Here is a 22,011-nt window from a genome sequence, read left to right on the forward strand (position 1 = left end):
CTCAATATTTCATTGTTGTAAAGGTTAGTTACTGGAACTTCTGCAGTTGGTACCAAGAAGTATTCTAAACCTTCTAGCTTGAACATATCCTCTTCAAACTTAGGTAACTGGCCAGTACCTATAAAGCTGTTTCTATTGGCGATGAAAGGTGGTATTACCTCTGTATAGCCGTTATTTTCAGTATGCTGGTCAAGGAAGAAACCTATTAGAGACCTTTCTAGCTTAGAACCCAAGCCCTTAAGCACTGTAAATCTTGATCCAGTTATCTTTCCACCTCTTTCGAAGTCAAGTATATCAAGGTCTGTTCCTATATCCCAGTGGGCCTTGTGTTCGAAATCAAACTTAGTAGGCTCTCCCCACCTTCTTATTTCTACATTGTCTTCATCAGTTTCACCCTGTGGTACATCTGGGTGCGGTACATTAGGTATTCTCATTAGTCTATAAACTAGCTTTTCTTCTACTTCTCTTAGCTCAACGTCAAATTCCTTTATCTTGTCAGATAAAACCTTTAGTTCGGCCTTTATCTCGTCTATATTTTCACCATTTTTCATCATTACTGGTATCTTCTTAGAGTCAACATTTGACTTGTTCTTTAGGACTTCAACTTCCTTTAAGATAGCCTTTCTCTTGTCATCCAAGTCTAGTACTTCATCAAGGTCCTTAGGATCAAATTCTCCTTCACCCCTTCTGCCCATCAAAAGCTTAATCTCATCAAGATTTTCTCTAATTCTCTTTACGTCTAACATATCTTTACCTCTCTTTATAAATAATATATTTTTTGTATTTTTAATACTGGGACCCAGCAAAAAAGCATGATTCCTAACAAGGGTATATGATAGGTCCTGTATTTTAATAATAAAAAAAGACTCCCATCCCAATAAGGGACGAAAGTCATAATTCCGCGTTGCCACCCTAGTTGGCTATACAAATAGCCCACCTCTAACCCTTATCGCAGGTCCTACGTCTAGTACTATTTCAAACTAGAAGCTCCGGAGTAGATTCAGAAAAACTTGCCATGGGTTCACACCGACCACCCATTCTCTGAAGACAGGACTTAACTTACTAGACTCCATCATAGCCATCAAATCTATATGTATCCATTATATACCTATTAAAGACCTTTTTCAAGCCTAACTTACTATAGATTCGCATATACCTTTTATTATTACGAATACATAGTTTTTTTATAATTTTCATAATCTATAATCGGTATTTTCATATCTCACTCCCTTATTAAAATGAAGAAATAATAAATACCCGACTAACGATAAAATATAATTTAATATTATCGTAAAACAAATATACTTTAAATTAAATGCAAAATATTTGGTGTAGAAATTATTCACCTTGAAATATTCATATATATACCATTCTGTTGGTAGAGAAAATAATACTATTATTAATGTCATTAGCATTAATAAGCTTATTGTTTTTTTAATAAATATTCTTCTTATAGCTGTTTTTGATATTCCAAGGTACTCCACTATTTGCAAGTTTCTATATATTTTTCTATATATCTTTAAGTATAGTGATAGACCTATAATAAATAATATTAAATATATGCATATAGAAATAAATATGTTGATTTTTTCGTGTATTTCCGAACTATCTAACATCAACGCTCTTTCATCATGCTTATTAACTATATTGAAGTTATATTTTGATAATATAGTGTTTAAGTCTTCTACAGCCTGATTTATATTACATTGAGGGCTAATATTTAAGTTTATTGAGTTAAATTTTATATCTCCAAAAATTTTTTTGTATGTATGTATATTTAAAATTATCTGTGGGCAATCATTTTTAGTGTAAAAATTTCCTGTATACATTAAATTATTTGTATGATATATCACGTCAAAATCCAGTTGCTTTGTTGGTTTTTCAGTACCATATATATAGTTTTCGGAATAGGGTTCTTTAACTGGATTATATAAAAAAGTTATATTTTTTTTATTTTTCAAATCATTAAATTTTTCTGGCAAATATAACAGCGCAGCATTTTTTTCTTTTATCTTCGAATAATTATTTTTAACTACCTCGTCATTAAATGCATAAACCGAAGATTTAATATACAGTGAATTCCCATCTTTAATAACAGCACCCCTTAAACTATTTTTATAGTTACCATTTAATTGGTTTATCATAGAATCATCTAAGTTCGTGTTTGATATTGCAATACGTCCCATTAATTGAGCAGAGGCTAATACTTCTTTAAAAACTAGTTTATTATTACTATCTCTAAGGTTTTGTATTCTTTTCAGATCAGTTTCAGTTATTCCCGTAGAGTTAATATCCACTGGTTCTATCGCTACATCATAGTTATAACCTTCTTCAAATGATGAAACTAACTCTTTATTGTGATACTGCATCAAATTCGAATAATACAAAAATGATATCAAAACAATGGAAGAAATAATTTGTAAAAATACAAATAATATATACATTAATTTATCATTCTTTATATATAGGGATATAACTTCATATAATGCAGGTTTATTCGTATTCAAAGTATAGGTTTTAGGTTTCCTATATTTTTCTTTTCTATTCAGTGAATGATCCTCACCCGGTTTCATTTTGAAATATTTATACAACGACATAATAAAAGTTATAATTAAAGAAAAAATGATAGGTAAAATAAATTTATAACTCCAATAAGTAGGACTTACATTCTTATTTAGAAGTTCTTGATTAAAAATATATAGCTTGTTTTTAATCAAGAAAAAAAATATGCACGAAAATAAATATCCTATAGTTAAAGAAGTCGCCATCTTGATAATATTTTCGCATAAAATTATGCTTGCCATTTTTCTTTTACTACACCCTAATAAATATGTAATTGAAAAGAAATTTTTATCATCATTATAGTATATGAAATAAAGTATAATTAATAGCATAGTTAAAAATATACCTAATACAAATAAATATTTCAAATCAAAAAAAGTCAAATGATATTTATTTTTGAGAAGATCATTCAGCTCATAATTAATTTTTACAGCATTCTTTTCTAAGTCATAGTTTTTGCTTAGGAAATTAGAATATGAATTGTTGTATTTAGATGTAATCAAGTGAACATAATCATAACGATTAATATCTTCACTAGTCTTTGTATAAAATAAATAGTTGTTTCTCAATTTATTAGCTGAGATATTACTTGATATACCGACTAATTTCATATCGACATTTAAGTTATTAATGATATCTCTAAAAATATAGTGATTATTAATTTTTAGACCAAGAGAATCACAGACCCATTTTTCAGCAACAAATTCATTCTCTTTATTATATAAGCGACCCTCTAAAATATTAGCGTTATACAAATCTAAAATATTTTCTGTTGATGAATTTAGCTGAATGTTTTTTTCGTCATATTTAATAACTTTTTCAATATTCTCACAATAAATATTTTTGATAACTTTAGATTTTTCAAGTTTTTTACTTGTATTTTTATCAACATTCAATAGTATAAAGTTACTTTTTCCCCTAAAACGAATCACATCACTTATCTGTGTCTCTATCATTGAAAATTTAAATAATATAATAGTAAAAAATGTTAAAAACAGCACTGATAAGCAAATTAATGAAACTTTATTGTTTTTAATTCGGTTATATAATAATTTATTTAAAGATTTCATACCTACCTCCAAATTTCATTAATTAAGAATTGCTTGACTTATGAACACAAACTATAAATGGATAAATATCACTATTACACTTAAAATAATCTGAGTTTCATCTTAATTATACATTAAAACAAAAGTGCAAACAATAACCTTTATGAAAATACCTGGAACTATGATAAATTTCATTAAATAAATATAGAAAGTTTACAGCGATATTTTCTACAACAGTTTCTGTAAAACCACTCTACTACATTGACTATTAAGAATATATAAAGTTCCTTGTAACACTTAAAGCTACCCTGATACAAGGAGACAGTACATAGGGAATAACACATATAAAACTGACATCCATTTTTTCAATTATTATACTAGTTTTAATGGTTATTTCTCTCTTATTTTATGATTGCATAAAAAGGTGCTTAGTATTATATTATATCGATATACTAGCACCTTTTTCCTATTTTTTATATAATTTTGCTTATTATAAAATATACTTTTAAATTAGACTTATACTAAACTGGTATAAATAACTAAACCTGATTTTTAATTAAATCTTCCAGACTCTCTCTTTTTATAACGATCTTGTCCTTGCCACCCCTAACAAATACTACTGCTGGCCTTTGCATAAGGTTGTAGTTAGATGCCATAGAGTAATGGTAGGCCCCTGTGCAGGCTACTACCAGAATATCACCTATTTTAGCCTCAGGTATCCTGACATCCTTAGCTATCAGGTCTCCTGACTCACAGCACTTACCGGCTATTGTTACAAGAGAGGCGTCCTCCTCATTCATCCTATTTGCCAGGGCAACCTCATACTTGGCCCCATAAAGGGCAGTCCTTATATGGTCGCTCATACCACCGTCTATGGAAACATAGGTCCTAATACCTGGAATTTCCTTTATAGTTCCTACCCTATATAGGGTATAGCCTGCTTCACCAACTATAGACCTACCAGGCTCCAACCATAACTGTGGTATTTCAAGACCCTGGTCCTTAGCCGACTCCTTTAGGCAGGCAATTATCTCTTCTAGAGCATCCTCTATTGGATATGAGACATCCTCATCTGTATATCTGATACCAAATCCTCCACCTATATTTAGGATTTTTGCTTCAAAGTCAAGATCCTCCTTAAGGTCCTTTAACCAAACAAAAACTTTCTTGATTGCCGCCTGACTGCCTTCTGTACCAAATATCTGTGACCCTATATGAAAATGTAGTCCTATTAGGTCTATATTTTCAGCCCTCAGTATGGCTTCTACACCCTCCCTGGCCTGGCCATTATCTATATTTAGACCAAATTTAGAGTCTGTATTTCCTGTTGTTATAAATTCATGGGTATGGGCCTCTACACCTGGAGTAACTCTTAGTAGAGCCTTTGCCCTCTTGCCCATTTGTCCTCCTATCCTATCTATCCTTTCAACCTCAGCAAGACTGTCTACAACAAAGCAGCCTATATTACTTTCTAGGGCATAGCCTATCTCATGTTCTGTCTTGTTGTTACCATGAAGGTGGATTTTCTGGGAGTCAAAATCCACTGATAGCGCATTGTATAACTCTCCAACAGATACAACATCTAGGCCCATGTCTTCTTCCTTCATTATCCTTACCAATTCCTTACATATAAAGGCCTTACTTGCATATGAAATGTGGTAGTCAAGTCCAGACTTTGAGAGAACCTTGTGAAACCTCCTGCACTGGTCTCTTATCAGGCCCTCGTCATAGACAAATAGGGGACTTCCATACTTATCTACCAGGCTACAAGTGTCTACCCCGCCTATTTCAAGATGGCCTTGTGAATTTATTCTTCCGCTTCCATGTAATTGCATACTTATCTCCCTTCTAAATACTCTTTTTATACCATACTTCTATCTATATATTTATGTTTCTTATTCTTTCCTTTTATTTATTTCTATAAGATACTTTATCCATCTATTTCTATATAGTCCACATCAAGACTCATATGGTTTAACATAGATATTTGTTCTGAATTGCTGGCTACCCCCTTAAAGGTATATTCATGGACCGGTATATCATGGCCATAAAAATAAGCTTCGTCACCAAGGGTTACAGCCTCATCTATAATAGCTACTGAATGGCTCATCATCAGGGAAACCAAAGGATACCTCCTCTTGTTTATCTCCAAGTCATGCCCCTTTATCCTTGACCTTAATAGGCCATCTCCATAGCCCATATTTATAACTGCAAGGTCTGTAGGTTCCTTGGCCACAAAGGATGAACAATATCCTATACTCTGACCTGGATCAAGGTGGATTATAGACAAGACCCTGGCAGATAGGTTGATTGCATGGTCTAGCCTTTTAGGACAGTCCTTATATGGCAGACAGCCATATAGGTATATTCCCAGCCTGACATGACTATGGCCTTCTAGCAAGCCATCCCTGGCAAAGGAAGCGCTATTTTGAGCATGGATAAATTTAAACTTATGAACTCTTTTGGCTGCTGCTAGGGCATCAAGCCAAATTTCTCTCTCTCTTTCATAGGTCTTGTCTTTATCAAACTCATCTGCCCAGGAAAAATGCGTCCATATCCCCTCGATATCAATATCCTTATCCCTTGCCAAAGTCAAGATTTCTAACATTTCTTCCTTGGACCTAGCCCCTGACCTTCTCATGCTTCCTGCCCATTCAAGGTGCCAGGATATACCCTTCATATTCTCAAGGTTATTCTTTACAAAGTCTAGGTTGGCTATGGCCGTAGAAATCCTATACCTTCTCAATAGGTCGAATTCTTTAGCTGGGTTTAGGGATATAATTGTTATATCCTCATATAGGTCTCTCATCTTTATACATTCCTTTAAAGATGTGCTTGCAAAGGCCCTTACTCCTGCCCTATAAAAGGTCTCTACTGCCCTTTCTAGGCCAAAGTTATAGGCATTATTTTTGACTACTGCTATCAGGCCCCCACATGCTTCTTCTAGGACCCGACTAGCGTTATTGTGGATGGCTCTTAGGTCTATTCTTAATTTTGCATTTTCCATTTCTATCACTACCCATCTAATTACAATAAGCCTTGACTAGTTCAACAAGAAAGTCAACTCCATAAACCAAGGCTTCTTCCCTCATCTGTAGTGTCGGCGTATGAAGTCCTGTCGTATAGCCAAGGTCCTCATTTCTGATTCCTACGAAGCTATAGTTTACTGGACCAAGCTCAGAGAAGAAGGAGAAGTCCTCACCTAGAAGGTAAGGCTCTTTCTTAAATTCGAAGCTTGCCCCGGTTTTTAGTGCTGCATCTTCTACTAGGTCTAGTAGGCAGGCATCATTTAAAAGGGCTGGATAGCCCTCCTTAAAGTTTAGGTCAACCCTACACCCACTGGCAAGACCTAGGCCGGAACATATTTCTTCCATCCTCTTCTTTATAATATCTAAGTCCCCACTATCATAGGTCCTAATAGTCCCCTCCATATGTCCGTTTTCGGGAACTGCATTCATGACCTCTCCAACTGACATCTTGCCCACGTGGATTATATTTGTGTGCTTACAGTCTAGGTCATAGACTGTAATTGCCTCTATCTGCTGGTATATGTTCACACAGGCATTTAGGGCATTTAGGCCATTTTCTCTCAGGCCTACATGGGCAGTCCTTCCCTTTACATCTATGGTAAACTCATTACAACTAGCCATTATTGGACCTAGCCTTGTCACAAGCTTACCCTCTTCAAAATCAGGGTTTACATGAAGGGCATAAGAGGCCCTTATATTGTATTTTTTAAAATCATATTCCCTTATCATTAGGTTAGCTCCACCAAAGGACTCCTCTGATGGCTGAAACACACCTAGTACATTCACCCTCAAGCCACCCGACTCCTTTAGGCCTAGGATTTCCTTGATTGCCCCTAAGAGCATACTTGCATGGGCATCATGGCCACAGGCGTGCATGACTCCATCATTTTCTGATTTGAAGTCTATTTCATTCATTTCCCTTATAGGAAGGGCATCTATATCTGCCCTCAGGATAATTGTATCCTGGCTACCTCCATCTATGTAGACAATAGTACCTGTATCTAGGCAGGTCTCATAGGTCAAACCCATCTTGTCAAGCTCAGCCCTTATATAGGCGGCTGTCTTGTACTCTTTTTGGGACAGCTCAGGATTTTTGTGGAGGTACCTCCTCCACCTTCTTATGTCTTCTAGCCTTGTTACCTTCATTTATTCACCTACTATCTATACGAAAATTAGTATTAACTATATTCAAAATTATACCAGCTTTGTAAAGCATATTTTATAGTTAAATTTGAATCTTCGTTAATACTAATTTGACTTTACCTATTCTAAGCTTCTTAAAGCATCAACTATGCTGATCTTTTCCCCTTCAACATCACTTGTCTGCTTTATAATCTTGGCAGGTACACCTGCAACTACTGCCCCAGCAGGAACATCCTCAGTAACAATTGCTCCTGCTGCAACTACTGCTCCCTTTCCTATTCTGACTCCTTCAAGGACCACTGCATTAGCCCCAATAAGGACATTATCCTCTACCACTACTGGGTTGGCATTTGCTGGCTCTATTACACCAGCCAAGACTGCTCCTGCTCCTACATGGACGTTCTTACCAGTTGTTGCTCTTCCACCAAGAACTGCGCCCATATCTATCATAGTTCCTTCGCCGACTACTGCACCTATATTTATTATAGCCCCCATCATGACTACTGCATTGTCCTTTATTACTGCATGCTCACGAATAAAAGCACCTGGCTCTATTCTGGCATTTATATCTGATAGGTCAAGCAAAGGTATAGCACTATTTCTTCTGTCGTTTTCAACCACATAGTCTGCTATCTTATCACCATTATTGGCAAGGACCTCCTTCCAGGTATTTAGGTCTGTGAATAGGACCCTTGATCTATCTCCTCCAAAGTCCTTAACATTGTCTGGAAGGTCTATGTTTGTTAAGTCTCCCTTTACATACACCTTGACTGGTGTTGTCTTCTTAGATGTAGCTATATAATTAATTATCTCTTCTGATGTTAAAAAGTTTTTTGCCATAAAATCCTCTCTTTCATATCTCTTTTATTATGTGTTTTGCCTTATAGGTTGTCAAATGTATAGAAACCTTTTTGCTTGTCCTGCAGACCCTGGGCTGCCTTTAGGGCTCCATCTGCAAATATTCTCTTTGACTGGGCCCTATGGGTAAGCTCTATTACCTCATCTTCACCGGCAAATAAGACCTCATGCTCACCTACTATGGTTCCACCCCTTAGACTGGCCATACCAATTTCCTTTTTATCCCTCTTATGTTCAGTCTGACTCCTGTCATATACAGGAAAATAACTAGTGTCAGCTGACTGTATTGCCTCAAGTAGCTTTATAGCTGTACCACTTGGAGCATCTATCTTCTTATTGTGGTGACGCTCTAGTATTTCTATATCGAAGCCGTCTGATAATAGGGGCGTCAAAAACTTCAAGGCCTTTGTAAATACATGGACCCCGTAGCTCATATTTGCACTAAAGAAGATAGGACAATATTCTGCAGCCTGGTCCATAAGGTCCTGTAGCTGGTCCCTGGCCCCAGTTGTAGCTACAACGATTGGTGTCTTGTGGTGACTAGCCCCCCTCAATAGTTCACTTGTATTATTAGGGTGGGAGAAGTCTATAATAGCATCTGCCCTTGGTAGGTCCCTTATATCCTTGTATACTGGATATGGTGGGTTTTCAAGGTCTTGTATTGAAAATATGCCAAGTATTTCGTGACCTCTTTCAAGAGCTAGATTTTCAACCACTCTACCCATTACACCATAACCACCTAGTATTAATTTCATATTATGCCTCCAAACTTAGGCACTCTCTATATAGTGCTATTGTATTTTCTCTTACAGCATCTGTTGTAGGAATCAAAGGAAGTCTGAAGTTTTCTTCCCCATAGCCCATTTCCTTTAATACAGCCTTCACTGGTGTTGGGCTGACATCTGAGAATAGGGCATCTATAAATGGGTTTAGGGCAAGCTGTAGGTCCCTAGCTTCATTGATTCTTCCCTCCTGATATAGGCTGTATACTCTTAAAAATTCTACTGGTAGACAATTGGATACAACACTTATTACCCCATCTCCACCGTGTACTAGGAAGTCAAAAAAGCTTCCATCATCCCCACTGTACAGGTTAAAGTCTATATTAGGCTCAAGGTAGCCCCTTACTCTATCAAGGTAGCCTATGTCTCCAGTTGCATCCTTTAGGGCTACTATATTCCTGTGTCCAGCTAGTTCTGCTACTGTTTCAGGATTAATAGTCATGCCTGTCCTTCCTGGAACATTGTATAGGATAATTGGTATATCAACACTATCTGCAATAGCAAAATAGTGGGCAACCAGACCCCTCTGGCTAGTCTTGTTATAGTAAGGAGTTACTACTAGGGCTGCATCTGCCCCATTTTCCTTTGCAAGCCTTGTATGGTCTATGGCTGTAAGAGTATTATTAGATCCTGTTCCTAGTATTATAGCACAGTCCCTGTCACCCCTGATTCTTATTGTCCTTCTTAGTAGGTCTAGCTTTTCTTCTATAGTAAGGGTTGCTCCCTCACCTGTAGTGCCTGCTACTATGATTCCATTTATGCCTGAGCTTATCTGGAATTCTACAAGTCTTTCATAGGCTGCATAATCTATACTTCCGTCATTATTCATCGTCGTTGCTATTGCTGTTGCTACTCCATTAAAAATTGCTGTCATTTTTATTTCCCCCTTTAATTGTCTATTATTTATTATTTATAATTTATTCTCATTTACCTATTCTCTTCTTTATCTGTTCTCTTCTAGCATCTCTGCTATTTGAACTGCATTGCTGGCAGCACCCTTCCTAATATTGTCTGCCACACACCAGATATGAAAGCTATTAGGCTGTGATATATCTCTTCTTATTCTTCCGACCAAGACCTCATCACGACCTGTAGCCTCTATAGGCATAGGATATAGGTTGTTTTCTGGGTCATCCACTACTATTACTCCTGGTGCCTCCCTCAATATATTTCTTACATCCTCAACCTCTGCAGGTCTTTCAAAGGTGATATTGATTTCTACTGAATGTGAGTTTAGAACTGGTACCCTGGCACAAGTTGCCGTAATGGAAACATCATCACCTAGGTTTAATATCTTCTTAGTCTCTTCAATCATTTTCATCTCTTCCTTTGTGTATCCATTATCTAGGAATACATCTATATGAGGAAGTACATTGTTGTAGATTGGGTGAGGGTACTTTTTAGGTGGCTGACCTGCCTGGCCATTCACTAGGTCATCTATTCCCCCCTTACCTGACCCTGATACAGCCTGGTAGGTAGTATAGGCTATCCTCTTTACTCCATATTCATCTATCAATGGCTTTAGTGGTACTACTGACTGGATAGTCGAGCAGTTTGGATTTGCTATTATTCTTCTCTCTAGCTTTGGATAGTTGCACTCAGGAACTATCAGGTCTATGTCCTCCTGCATTCTCCATGCACTTGAGTTGTCTATTACTATGACACCATGCTCTTCAGCTATAGGTGCAAACTTCAATGAAGTCGACCCTCCTGCTGAGAAAATCGCATAGTCTATATCCTTATCAAATGAATGTTCATTTAGTTCCTCTACTACTACATCCTGGCCTCTGAACTGTAAGACCTTTCCTGCTGACCTGGCTGATGCCATTAAATATATATTGTCTACCCTTAGGTTACTTTCTCCCAAGCGCTCTATCATCTTAGTTCCTACTACACCTGTTGCTCCAACTATTGCAAAATTTGCCATACTAACATCTCCCTTACATAAGTATTATTTAAAAAATTCTATCATATTTCCTATTGCTTATCTTGCTTATCTACCTAATTTTATCTTAAAACCTCATCTTCCTATCTTCTATTTCTTTCCTATCAAATCCATCATCCATAGGTTAGGCTATATATTGAACTCCTTACATAGCAATATAACTGCCTTTTCAGATATGTCCTTGTCTATAGCATAGGATATTGATATTTCAGATGTTGTTACCTGGTAGAAGTTGATTCCATTTGAGCATAGAAGCCTAAAGGCTCTTGCTGCAACACCACTTACATCCCTCATGCCTGAACCTACTATACTTACCTTGGCACAATCTGTACGGATTGAATACCTTATGCCTTTAAATTCTTCCTTTAAGCTATCTAGGATCTGGTTCAAGAAGTTCCTATCAGTGTCCTTACAAGTGAAGGAAACATTCATATCCTCACCCGATACTATCTGACTGATCATATCAATATTTACACTGAACCTATCAAGCTGGTTGAATAGCTCCTCTACAAAGTTCGTTCCTATATCACTACAAGTCAAGGTAACGTGTAGTATATCCCTATCTAGTGCTACTCCTGTAACAACCTTCTTTTCTAGTAAGTCTGTATTTGCCATAATCCAAGTTCCTTTCGTATCTGATAATGTTTTTGCTAAATATAGTGGTACATTGTAATTTTTCGCTATTTCAACACAGCGTGTTTCTAGAACTCCTGCACCTAGGGCTGATAGCTCTAGCATTTCCTCGTAGCTTACCTGACTTAGCTGTCTTGCTGCCTTATATATTCTAGGGTCTGTACCAAAGACACCTGTCACATCTGTATATATCTCACAAGAGGCCCCTATTGCTGCTGCCAGAGCAACTGCCGATGTATCGGATCCTCCCCTTCCTAGGGTTGTGATTTCTAGGTTTTCATTATATCCCTGGAAGCCTGCAACTACCAGTATATCAAATTCCTCTAGCTGACCATTTAAAAAATCCGCATCAATATCTGCTATCCTGCTCTTTGTATGCTGGCCAAAGGTCTTGATTCCTGCCTGTATTCCCGTCAATGACCTTGCCCTTACACCCAGCTCATTTAGGGTAATGGCCATTAGGGAGATTGTATTTTGCTCGCCTATTGCTAGTAGGGTATCTAGTTCTCTGACATCTGGATTGTCAGTTATCTTCTCAACCTGCTTTAGTAACTCATCTGTAGTCTTTCCCATAGCTGATACTACGACAATTAGCTTTTCATTATTCTCTATCCTTTTTTTCAGGTAGGTCGAAATATCCTTTATCTTATCAATAGTTCCTACTGAACTTCCCCCGAATTTTAGTACTGAAACTTGTTTCATAAACTCATCCTCCATTAATGCACAATAATCATAATAAATTATTTTAATTAACTAATAGGAATATATGCCCTTCTAGTATTTTTTAATAAAAAAGGCAAATGTAGTTAGTCCACATTTGCCTGAAAGTTTTAAATCCTGTATATATTTTTCCTATACCTAGGCCTTCTCCAAGAAAACCCCTTATAAGCTATATACTATATAATCGACATATTATGGCTAGCTCTCCATTAAAAAAGACAAATGTAGGTAGCCTACATTTGTCTATAATATTCACATAACATGACAATCTACTGGCTAGCCCTCCATTATACTCCTATAATGACAGAACAAAAACTCTTAATCCTTGTTCCAACAATACCTGCAAAGCACTACAAGTATTATTTCGGCAACATCCCCTTTCAAAGTAAACTGCTTGCTTTCATTATCTACTCCTACTCTTGTCAGTCGCGCCTCTATCCTATTTATTAAGTTAATAGTTATTATATAGCATAGACAGGCTTTTGTAAAGCCTTATTTCCCATTTATTAGCAATTAATACTAATAAAAAATAAAGTCCTTGAAAAAAGAAGGTGGAATAAGTCCAACCTTCCATCTCCAATACTATAAATTAATCTCCTATTTAGAATTCTACTTCTAGAAGAATTGGTGCATGGTCCTGCCTCTCTCCAGAGTCTACCATTTCTGATACCCTTACCTTGTCAGCCACATCCTGGCTGACTATCCAATAGTCGATTCTCCAGCCCGTATTGTTCACCTTGCTAGTCTTTACCCTCTGAGCCCACCATGAATATACCTCTTCTATATCTCCGTGGACATGCCTAAAGGTATCTACAAACCCCCTAGCAAGCAGGTTTGTAAAGCCCTCTCTTTCCTCATCAGTAAAGCCTGGTGACCTATGGTTAGAAGCTGGGTTGGCTAGGTCTATTTCCTTGTGGGCAACATTGTAGTCCCCACATGCAAGTACAGGCTTGTTCTTGGCTAGACCCTCAAGATAGTCTGCATACTTTTTATCCCATTCCTGCCTATCCTCTAGTCTCTTTAGGCCATCACCAGCATTTGGTGTATAGACCTGTGTTACATAGCATGAATCTAGCTCAAGAGTAATAATCCTACCCTCGGAGTCCATCGTACATGGAGCCCCTATTTCAGGATATGTAGCCTTTATATCCATCCCCTTCCTATATAGGAACATGGTACCAGCATATCCCTTTCTAGCAGGCTCTACAGATGACCTCCAAACATGGTTATAGCCAGGGAATATTTCCTCTAGACACTCTATATGCTTTTTAGTTGGTCCCTTAGCTGATAACTTAGTCTCCTGTAGAGCTATAATGTCCGCATCCATACTGGCTAGCTTTTTTAGGACATCCCTTGACAGTAGGGCTCTTGCAGAGTCACTCGTTAGGGCTGCATTTAAAGAATCTATGTTCCAAGAAATTAACTTCATACTTACCTCCTAATATTCCTTTTACTTAATCATACTTATAGTATTAGTTTCATTTTTTTGTTTGCCTGAGCAAACCCCATTACCTACTATTATACCCAATAATAGCTAATCAATACTAGCTATAGGAAAAATATTATATAACTTCTGGCCTATTTAATAGGGCTTTATTAATAGATAGACTTGTAGCTGCTTGTATTTACTAAGGACAATCTAGCCACCTAAGCTTAGGTCACCTATTTCTACAAAAAAAGAGAGTGCAAGCACTCTCTTTATATATATCAAATAATATAATTATTCAATTATAGAAGCAACAACTCCAGAAGCTACTGTTCTACCACCTTCTCTGATGGCGAATCTAAGACCTTCTTCAACACATATAGAGTTGATTAGGTCAACTTCGATTGTTACGTTGTCACCAGGCATAACCATTTCTATACCTTCTGGTAGCTTACACTCACCAGTTACGTCAGTTGTTCTGAAGTAGAACTGTGGTCTATATCCATCGAAGAAAGGAGTATGTCTACCACCTTCTTCTTTCTTAAGAACGTAGATTTCTGCAGTGAACTTAGTATGAGCTTTAACTGTTCCTGGCTGAGCAAGAACCTGTCCTCTTTCGATTTCGTCTCTCTGAACACCTCTTAGTAGAGCACCGATGTTATCACCAGCTTCTGCCTGATCTAGTAACTTTCTGAACATTTCTACTCCTGTTACTACAACCTTTCTTGGTTCATCAGCCAAACCAACTAGTTCAACTTCATCAGAAACCTTAAGAACACCTCTTTCAACTCTACCAGTTGCAACTGTACCTCTACCAGTGATTGAGAATACGTCTTCTACTGGCATTAGGAATGGCTTGTCAACATCTCTTTCTGGAGATGGGATATATTCGTCTATAATGTTGTAGAATTCTATTATCTTTTCTCCCCATTCAGAATCTGGGTCTTCAAGAGCCATTAGAGCAGAACCTCTAACTATTGGAGTATCATCTCCTGGGAAATCATATTCGTTAAGTAGTTCTCTAACTTCCATTTCAACTAGTTCTAGAAGTTCGTCGTCATCTACCATATCACACTTGTTTAGGAATACAACGATGTAAGGAACACCAACCTGTCTAGAAAGTAGGATATGTTCTCTTGTCTGAGGCATTGGACCATCTGTTGCAGCAACAACTAGGATAGCACCGTCCATCTGAGCAGCACCTGTGATCATGTTCTTAACATAGTCAGCATGTCCTGGGCAGTCAACGTGAGCATAGTGTCTAGCTGGAGTTTCATATTCAACGTGAGCAGTAGAGATAGTGATACCTCTTTCTCTTTCTTCTGGCGCCTTGTCTATGTTGGCGAAGTCTACCGCTTCACCTAACTGATACTTGTTGTGTAATGTCTTTGTTATAGCTGCTGTTAATGTAGTCTTACCGTGGTCAACGTGACCGATTGTACCAATATTAACATGTGGCTTACTTCTTTCAAATTTAGCTTTTGCCATTTTAAGTTTCCTCCCTTAAGAAATAAATTATTTATTAATTGGAGGGCGGAATCCACCCCCCTTTTTATTCTTTATAAGTATATCACTTTTATACTTATTTTTCAACAATTCATTAAAAATCTGATAATTTTTTAAGTCTATAAGCGATTTTTTCGCTTTTTTTTACTTTTTTAGCTTAAATATCTAACCAATTGGCTTAAGTTAGCCTTTTGTGACTACTTACCTTCTGTTATCTTCTTAGCAACAGAACCTGGTACCTGTGCATAGTGGTCAAATATCATTGTATAAGTCGCTCTACCCTGAGTAGTAGATCTTAGGTCTGTAGAATATCCGAACATTTCAGATAGTGGAACGTGAGCTCTAACAACCTGAGCACCGTTTCTTTCTTCCATACCCTGAATCATACCTCTTCTAGAGTTAAGGTCACCCATAACGTCACCCATGTAATCGTCTGGAGTAACAACTTCAACTGCGAAGATTGGTTCAAGAAGAACTGCATTACCCTTCTTCATTGCATCCTTGAAGGCCATAGAAGCTGCCATCTTGAAGGCCATTTCTGATGAATCGACTTCATGGTAAGAACCATCGTATAGTTCAACAGCAACGTCAACAACTGGATAACCAGCTACGATACCTGACTGCATAGCACCCTGGATACCCTGGTCAACTGGACCAATATATTCCTTAGGTACAGATCCACCAACAGTCTTGTTTTCGAACTTGTATCCTTCGCCTGGCTCAAGTGGATTAACTCTGATCTTAACGTGACCGTACTGACCTCTACCACCTGACTGCTTAGAGTACTTGTACTCAACATCAACTGGAACTGTAATAGTTTCTCTGTATGCAACCTGAGGAGCACCAACTGTTGCTTCAACCTTGAATTCTCTTAGTAGTCTGTCAACGATGATTTCTAGGTGAAGCTCACCCATACCACCGATGATAGTCTGGCCAGTTTCTGCATCAGTTCTAACTGTGAATGTAGGGTCTTCTTCAGCAAGCTTCTGAAGAGCTACACCCATCTTTTCCTGAGCTGCCTTAGAAGCTGGTTCTATGGCAACGAAGATAACTGGTTCTGGGAATTCCATTGATTCAAGTATAATAGGTTCATTAGGATCACATAGTGAGTCTCCTGTAGTTGTATCCTTAAGACCAACTGCAGCAGCTATATCACCTGCATAAACTTCTGTTATTTCTTCTCTTGTATTGGCATGCATCTGAAGGATACGACCAATTCTTTCTCTCTTGTTCTTTGTAGCATTTAGTACATAAGAACCAGATTCTAACCTACCAGAGTAAACTCTGAAGAAGGCTAGCTTACCTACGAATGGGTCAGTCATGATTTTGAATGCAAGAGCTGAGAATGGTTCATCATCCGATGCATGTCTTTCACTTTCTTCACCATCTGGTAGGATACCCTTTATAGATTCTATATCAGTTGGAGCTGGTAGGTAATCTATAACTGCGTCCAATAGTAACTGAACACCCTTGTTCTTGTAAGCAGTACCACAAAGTACTGGGTTCATTTCACAAGCTATAGTTGCCTTTCTGATAGCTACCTTTAGTTCATCTATACTTATTTCTTCACCTTCTAGGTACTTCATCATTAGATCTTCATCAGTTTCTGCAACTGCTTCTATCATGACTTCCCTATACTCATTGGCCTTGTCTACCATGTCAGCTGGGATATCTACGACTTCTATTTCAGTACCTTCATCGTTCTTATAGATATTAGCCTTCATAGTTAATAGGTCTATGATACCTGTGAAGTTTTCTTCGCTACCTATTGGTAACTGTATAGCTACAGCATTAGCCTTAAGTCTGTCCTTCATCATTTCTACAACATTTAGGAAGTCAGCACCCTGTCTGTCCATCTTGTTTACGAATGCGATTCTAGGAACACCGTAAGTTTCAGCCTGTCTCCATACATTTTCTGACTGAGGCTCAACTCCTGATCTAGCACAGAAAACTGCAACAGAACCGTCTAGTACTCTTAGAGATCTTTCAACTTCTACTGTGAAGTCTACGTGTCCAGGAGTATCTATAATGTTTATTCTGTAGCCATCCCACTGACAAGTTGTAGCGGCAGAAGTAATTGTGATACCTCTTTCCTTTTCCTGTTCCATCCAGTCCATCTGAGATGCACCGTCGTGAGTTTCACCTATCTTATGAGTACGACCAGCATAGAACAAGATTCTTTCAGTAGTTGTAGTCTTACCTGCATCTATGTGGGCCATTATTCCTATATTTCTAGTCTTTTCCAATGGAAATTGTCTAGCCATTTCTTTCCTCCTTAATTATTTCAAACTCGGTTGATGACTACCATCTGTAGTGAGCAAATGCCTTATTGGCTTCTGCCATCTTATGAGTATCTTCTTTCTTCTTAACTGAAGCTCCTGTGTTGTTAGCTGCATCCATTATTTCCTTTGCAAGCTTTTCAACCATTCCCTTTTCGCCTCTAGCTCTTGTATATCTTACTAACCATCTAAGTCCTAGAGTCTGTCTTCTATCAGCTCTAACTTCGATAGGTACCTGATAGTTGGCACCACCGACTCTTCTAGCCTTAACTTCTAGTACTGGCATGATGTTTTCCATAGCCTTGTTGAATACTTCTAGAGCATCTTCTCCAGTTCTTTCAGCTACTAATGCGAATGCATCATATACTATTCTCTGTGACTTTCCTCTTTTTCCGTCATACATTAAATTGTTTATTAACTTTGTTACTACCTTACTTCCGTACATTGGATCTGGTAAAACTTCTCTCTTTGGAACATTACCTTTTCTTGGCATTACGCTTCCCTCCTTAATTATTAAAGTTAAATCATAGGTACTCGACATTCTTTTTGCCGTGATGCCATAAATATATTATTTAAAGCATCGAACTATAATCAATTGCTGTTTTCCAGCTACTTGTCTGTTCAATTCTGGCTTGAACCCGCCCTGGGGTCTATCCCCTTTGCAAACCTCTATGGTCTACTAAAACTAAGTAAGTTTCTCTCTTAATTACTTCTTAGCTTCTTTTGGTCTCTTAGCACCGTACTTAGATCTTGACTGTCTTCTTGCGTCAACACCTGCAGTATCAAGTGTACCTCTTAGAATATGGTACCTAACACCTGGTAAGTCCTTTACTCTACCACCTCTGATCATAACAACACTATGTTCCTGTAGGTTATGACCTTCACCTGGTATGTATGCAGATACTTCTATTCCGTTTGTAAGTCTAACTCTGGCAACCTTTCTAAGGGCTGAGTTTGGCTTCTTAGGTGTTACTGTCTTTACAGAAGTACAAACACCTCTCTTCTGTGGGGCACTAACATCAGTGGCCTTCTTGTATAAAGAATTGTAGCCCTTCTGAAGTGCTGGAGCAGTAGATTTCTTTTCTACAGCTTTTCTACTCTTACGTACTAATTGGTTGATTGTTGGCATCAACTGCACCTCCTTTTGTTTAAATTTTCGATCTTGTTAATTGACCGCCAACCGGACCAATATGCATAGCATATTGATTAATTGTTTTGATGCTTTTAGTCTTCACTAAAAAGGTATGCAATCTGTAGATTACATACCTTATAATTTTATCACCTCAAAGGGCTTGTGTCAACTAGTTTGTAGAATAATTTTTGCTTTTTAAAAACCATCTAAAGTTAGTCCCTCTTGAACAAATCCCTAGTGTATACCTTATCTGCTACATCATCAAGACAAGAGTCATACCTATTGGCTATTATACTGTGACTTATAGTCTTAAATTTTTCAATATCATTTACTATCCTACTACCAAAGAATGTTGTTCCATCCTCTAAGGTAGGCTCATATATTACTACTGTGGCTCCCTTGGCCTTTAGTCTCTTCATAACTCCCTGTATAGATGAATACCTGAAGTTGTCTGAATTTGACTTCATAGTGAGTCTGTAGACACCTATTACACATTCCTTTTCATTTTCTACAGAATACTCTCCATGACTATAGTAGTCATAATAGCCAGCTAGGTTTAGCACCCTGTCAGCTATAAAGTCCTTCCTAGTCCTATTACTTTCAACTATGGCAGACATCATATTCTGTGGGACACTATCATAGTTGGCTAGGAGTTGTTTGGTATCCTTTGGTAGGCAATAGCCCCCATACCCAAAGGATGGATTGTTGTAGTGGCTGCCTATCCTTGGATCTAGGCAGACGCCCTGGATTATATCCTCTGTACTCAAGCCCTTCATCTCAGCATAGGTATCTAGCTCGTTAAAGTAGCTAACCCTTAAGGCTAGATAGGTATTGGCAAAAAGCTTGACTGCCTCTGCCTCTGTAAAGCCCATCGATAGGATGGCTATGTCCTCCTTGATTGCCCCCTCGGCTAGGAGCTTGGCAAATATATTACTGGCCTCGGTTAAGACTTTATCCTCCTTGTCCGTAGATACTATTATCCTAGATGGATACAGGTTGTCGTATAGGGCCTTTGACTCCCTCAGAAACTCTGGACTAAAGATTATATTTTTAGTCTTGTACTTGGCCCTGACTGCCTCGGTATAGCCAACTGGTATGGTCGACTTGATTACTATGATGGCCTCCTTGTTTACCTCCAAGACCCTTTCAATTACCGCCTCTATGGCTGATGTATCAAAATAATTTTTCTGAGCATCATAATTGGTAGGTGCAGCTATGACCACATAATCTGCATCCCTATATGCCATATCAGTATCAAGACTAGCAACCAGGTCCAGGTCCCTATTGGCCAAATAGTCTTCTATATAATCATCATGTATAGGAGATATTTTCTTATTAATCATATTCACTTTTTCTTCTTCCACGTCTACAGCCACGACCCTATTTGCCTGGGCCAAAAGTATGGCTATGGATAGGCCTACGTAGCCTATTCCTGCTACAGCTATCTTATAAGACCTATTTAATTTTGTTTCTTGTCTATCCAAAACCTTCATCCTATAGACCCTTCTTTCTATTTTTCAACTAGGAGTACAATAGCCTGGGAAGAAATGCCTTCCTTGGCACCTGTAAAGCCTAGTCCTTCCTCTGTAGTTGCCTTGACATTTATATTAGCCCTGTCTGTATCAAGGATTCTTGCAAAATTATCTATCATGCTTGACAGGTGGGGGGCCATCTTCGGCGCCTGGGCTATAATAGTGCAGTCTGCATTTCCCAACCTATATCCCTTCCTGTCCATCAGGTCCTTGGCATAGGCCAAGAGCTTAAGACTATCCACCCCCTTGTACTTGGGGTCAGTATCTGGAAAGTGCCTACCTAAGTCCCCCTCACCAAGTGCACCAAATATTGCATCTATTAGGGCATGAGTTAGTACATCAGCATCCGAATGACCTAGTAGACCCTTGTCATGGTCTATTTTGACGCCACCTATTATAAGGCCCCTATCCTCTACCAACTTATGTACATCGTATCCAATTCCTACCCTCATCTGCTTCCTCCTTATCAGCCTAAATAAGGCCTTACTATATCATTAATCAAGTATATACCTAGCCTGCCTTATATCCTCAGGCGTTGTAATCTTATTATTCATATATGACCCCATAATCATCTTCACCTTGTAGCCATACCTTTCAACTAGACTTGCATCATCAGTACTTAAAAATGCCTCCTGCCTAGCCTTTATATGGGCCTCCCTTATAAGGTCAAAACTAAAGGTCTGTGGTGTCTGGGCACACCAAACCTGGCTCCTATCTGGCGTATCCAGTATTATTCCTTCCTGGTCAACTATCTTGACAGTATCCTTGCTAGGAACTCCAACGCAGGTCGCTCCACATTCAATTGTCTCTAGTATGGACCTGGTAATTGTATCCTCATCTACAAAGGGTCTAGCCCCATCATGTATCAGGAGAATATGAGTATCGTCTGAGAGTACCCCCATACAGTTATATATAGAATCCTGCCTCTCTGCACCACCTATAACCCTGACTATATCCTCAAAACCACAGGCATCTATTATTGAATCTATTTGGACCCTATCTTCCTCCCTTATAGCTAAGATTATTTTCCTAACCCTAGGGTGGTTATAAAATTTAGCTATTGTATGGGCTATAATTGGCCTATCTCCTAGGTCCAAAAGAATCTTATTTTTATCAGCCATCATCCTCTTGCCAGATCCCGCTGCCAGGATGATTACATCTGCATTTATATTAGTCTTCATCTTCTACCACCTTGCTTATATCGTGCGGATGACCTCCGCCAACCTTCTTTGTAGAAGACTTTGAGTCCATACTATATTTAAAGGCCGACCCAGTCTTCCTAAAACTGCCCGGTGATATACCCACAGTTTTTGTGAATACTGTGGAAAAATAGCTCACATTTCTGTAGCCACATTCCTGACTTATTTCAGCTATATTTTTTTCCGTCTGTAAAAGTAAATTTCTTGCACGGTTTA

At 38.0% G+C, this 22,011-nt stretch carries 18 protein-coding genes, 1 pseudogene, 1 riboswitch and 1 other annotated feature; all 19 genes and pseudogenes read right to left on the reverse strand.

All coding sequences use genetic code 11. The features are described 5' to 3' along the window. Positions 1-746, reverse strand: a pseudogene (locus ACW6OJ_RS02940) (serine--tRNA ligase); the annotation flags it as partial. A 131-nt stretch (positions 747-877) separates the two neighbouring features. Beyond that, positions 878-1,085, reverse strand: a binding site (T-box leader). Between the two features lie 108 nt (positions 1,086-1,193). Beyond that, positions 1,194-3,632, reverse strand: coding sequence for an FtsX-like permease family protein (locus ACW6OJ_RS02945; protein ID WP_456095733.1), 2,439 nt, complete (start codon positions 3,630-3,632; stop codon positions 1,194-1,196). Positions 3,633-4,150: 518 nt separating this feature from the next. Further along, on the reverse strand, positions 4,151-5,446 hold the full coding sequence (gene lysA / locus ACW6OJ_RS02950) for a diaminopimelate decarboxylase (RefSeq protein WP_456095734.1): 1,296 nt from the start codon (positions 5,444-5,446) through the stop codon (positions 4,151-4,153). 95 nt (positions 5,447-5,541) lie between these two features. Further along, positions 5,542-6,618, reverse strand: a complete 1,077-nt coding sequence (locus ACW6OJ_RS02955) for an alanine racemase (RefSeq protein ID WP_456095735.1) — start codon at positions 6,616-6,618, stop codon at positions 5,542-5,544. A gap of 16 nt (positions 6,619-6,634) precedes the next feature. Beyond that, on the reverse strand, positions 6,635-7,786 hold the full coding sequence (locus tag ACW6OJ_RS02960) for a M20 metallopeptidase family protein (RefSeq protein WP_456095736.1): 1,152 nt from the start codon (positions 7,784-7,786) through the stop codon (positions 6,635-6,637). Positions 7,787-7,903: 117 nt separating this feature from the next. Then, positions 7,904-8,623 carry a 2,3,4,5-tetrahydropyridine-2,6-dicarboxylate N-acetyltransferase gene (dapD, locus tag ACW6OJ_RS02965; RefSeq protein ID WP_293426750.1) on the reverse strand — a complete coding sequence of 240 codons (720 nt, stop codon included), beginning with the start codon at positions 8,621-8,623 and terminating at the stop codon, positions 7,904-7,906. Positions 8,624-8,664: 41 nt separating this feature from the next. After that, complete coding sequence (gene dapB, locus ACW6OJ_RS02970) at positions 8,665-9,396, reverse strand: 4-hydroxy-tetrahydrodipicolinate reductase (protein ID WP_456095737.1); 732 nt, start codon at positions 9,394-9,396, stop codon at positions 8,665-8,667. A 1-nt stretch (position 9,397) separates the two neighbouring features. Continuing rightward, the gene (gene dapA, locus ACW6OJ_RS02975; RefSeq protein WP_293700679.1) at positions 9,398-10,297 is read right to left on the reverse strand and encodes a 4-hydroxy-tetrahydrodipicolinate synthase; all 900 of its coding nucleotides are present in this window, start codon (positions 10,295-10,297) and stop codon (positions 9,398-9,400) included. A 69-nt stretch (positions 10,298-10,366) separates the two neighbouring features. Further along, on the reverse strand, positions 10,367-11,350 hold the full coding sequence (locus ACW6OJ_RS02980) for an aspartate-semialdehyde dehydrogenase (RefSeq protein WP_412427134.1): 984 nt from the start codon (positions 11,348-11,350) through the stop codon (positions 10,367-10,369). 147 nt (positions 11,351-11,497) lie between these two features. Next, entirely contained in the window at positions 11,498-12,703 is a 1,206-nt protein-coding gene (locus ACW6OJ_RS02985; RefSeq protein ID WP_314495191.1) for an aspartate kinase, read from the reverse strand. 287 nt (positions 12,704-12,990) lie between these two features. After that, positions 12,991-13,166: riboswitch (Lysine riboswitch) on the reverse strand. Positions 13,167-13,322: 156 nt separating this feature from the next. Continuing rightward, positions 13,323-14,150: an exodeoxyribonuclease III gene (locus tag ACW6OJ_RS02990; RefSeq protein ID WP_313964343.1), complete on the reverse strand. Its 828-nt coding sequence runs from the start codon at positions 14,148-14,150 to the stop codon at positions 13,323-13,325. A 291-nt stretch (positions 14,151-14,441) separates the two neighbouring features. Further along, a complete protein-coding gene (gene tuf, locus ACW6OJ_RS02995; RefSeq protein ID WP_293426768.1) occupies positions 14,442-15,635 on the reverse strand; it encodes an elongation factor Tu in 1,194 nt (397 codons plus the stop codon). Positions 15,636-15,850: 215 nt separating this feature from the next. After that, a complete protein-coding gene (gene fusA / locus ACW6OJ_RS03000) occupies positions 15,851-17,917 on the reverse strand; it encodes an elongation factor G (protein ID WP_313964605.1) in 2,067 nt (688 codons plus the stop codon). Between the two features lie 37 nt (positions 17,918-17,954). After that, positions 17,955-18,425, reverse strand: coding sequence for a 30S ribosomal protein S7 (gene rpsG / locus ACW6OJ_RS03005; protein ID WP_293426774.1), 471 nt, complete (start codon positions 18,423-18,425; stop codon positions 17,955-17,957). A 213-nt stretch (positions 18,426-18,638) separates the two neighbouring features. Continuing rightward, positions 18,639-19,061 (reverse strand): 30S ribosomal protein S12, encoded by a 423-nt coding sequence (gene rpsL, locus ACW6OJ_RS03010; protein WP_293426777.1) that lies wholly within the window; start codon positions 19,059-19,061, stop codon positions 18,639-18,641. Between the two features lie 215 nt (positions 19,062-19,276). Continuing rightward, the gene (locus tag ACW6OJ_RS03015; RefSeq protein WP_456095738.1) at positions 19,277-20,557 is read right to left on the reverse strand and encodes a nucleotide sugar dehydrogenase; all 1,281 of its coding nucleotides are present in this window, start codon (positions 20,555-20,557) and stop codon (positions 19,277-19,279) included. Positions 20,558-20,574: 17 nt separating this feature from the next. Further along, positions 20,575-21,048, reverse strand: a complete 474-nt coding sequence (gene ispF, locus ACW6OJ_RS03020; RefSeq protein ID WP_456095739.1) for a 2-C-methyl-D-erythritol 2,4-cyclodiphosphate synthase — start codon at positions 21,046-21,048, stop codon at positions 20,575-20,577. A 42-nt stretch (positions 21,049-21,090) separates the two neighbouring features. Further along, positions 21,091-21,777: a 2-C-methyl-D-erythritol 4-phosphate cytidylyltransferase gene (gene ispD / locus ACW6OJ_RS03025; protein ID WP_456095740.1), complete on the reverse strand. Its 687-nt coding sequence runs from the start codon at positions 21,775-21,777 to the stop codon at positions 21,091-21,093. Further along, positions 21,767-22,011 (reverse strand): helix-turn-helix transcriptional regulator (locus ACW6OJ_RS03030; protein ID WP_456095741.1); only part of this gene is annotated, 245 nt, incomplete at its 5' end. The genes ispD and ACW6OJ_RS03030, both read right to left, overlap by 11 nt.

It is taken from the genome of Peptostreptococcus sp., from assembly GCF_977045075.1.

Coding starts and splice junctions, on each gene's coding strand:
- ACW6OJ_RS02945 (WP_456095733.1), bottom strand. CDS start 3,632: ATGAAATCTTTAAATAAATTATTATATAACCGAATTAAAAACAATAAA.
- lysA (WP_456095734.1), bottom strand. CDS start 5,446: ATGCAATTACATGGAAGCGGAAGAATAAATTCACAAGGCCATCTTGAA.
- ACW6OJ_RS02955 (WP_456095735.1), bottom strand. CDS start 6,618: ATGGAAAATGCAAAATTAAGAATAGACCTAAGAGCCATCCACAATAAC.
- ACW6OJ_RS02960 (WP_456095736.1), bottom strand. CDS start 7,786: ATGAAGGTAACAAGGCTAGAAGACATAAGAAGGTGGAGGAGGTACCTC.
- dapD (WP_293426750.1), bottom strand. CDS start 8,623: ATGGCAAAAAACTTTTTAACATCAGAAGAGATAATTAATTATATAGCT.
- dapB (WP_456095737.1), bottom strand. CDS start 9,396: ATGAAATTAATACTAGGTGGTTATGGTGTAATGGGTAGAGTGGTTGAA.
- dapA (WP_293700679.1), bottom strand. CDS start 10,297: ATGACAGCAATTTTTAATGGAGTAGCAACAGCAATAGCAACGACGATG.
- ACW6OJ_RS02980 (WP_412427134.1), bottom strand. CDS start 11,350: ATGGCAAATTTTGCAATAGTTGGAGCAACAGGTGTAGTAGGAACTAAG.
- ACW6OJ_RS02985 (WP_314495191.1), bottom strand. CDS start 12,703: ATGAAACAAGTTTCAGTACTAAAATTCGGGGGAAGTTCAGTAGGAACT.
- ACW6OJ_RS02990 (WP_313964343.1), bottom strand. CDS start 14,150: ATGAAGTTAATTTCTTGGAACATAGATTCTTTAAATGCAGCCCTAACG.
- tuf (WP_293426768.1), bottom strand. CDS start 15,635: ATGGCAAAAGCTAAATTTGAAAGAAGTAAGCCACATGTTAATATTGGT.
- fusA (WP_313964605.1), bottom strand. CDS start 17,917: ATGGCTAGACAATTTCCATTGGAAAAGACTAGAAATATAGGAATAATG.
- rpsG (WP_293426774.1), bottom strand. CDS start 18,425: ATGCCAAGAAAAGGTAATGTTCCAAAGAGAGAAGTTTTACCAGATCCA.
- rpsL (WP_293426777.1), bottom strand. CDS start 19,061: ATGCCAACAATCAACCAATTAGTACGTAAGAGTAGAAAAGCTGTAGAA.
- ACW6OJ_RS03015 (WP_456095738.1), bottom strand. CDS start 20,557: ATGAAGGTTTTGGATAGACAAGAAACAAAATTAAATAGGTCTTATAAG.
- ispF (WP_456095739.1), bottom strand. CDS start 21,048: ATGAGGGTAGGAATTGGATACGATGTACATAAGTTGGTAGAGGATAGG.
- ispD (WP_456095740.1), bottom strand. CDS start 21,777: ATGAAGACTAATATAAATGCAGATGTAATCATCCTGGCAGCGGGATCT.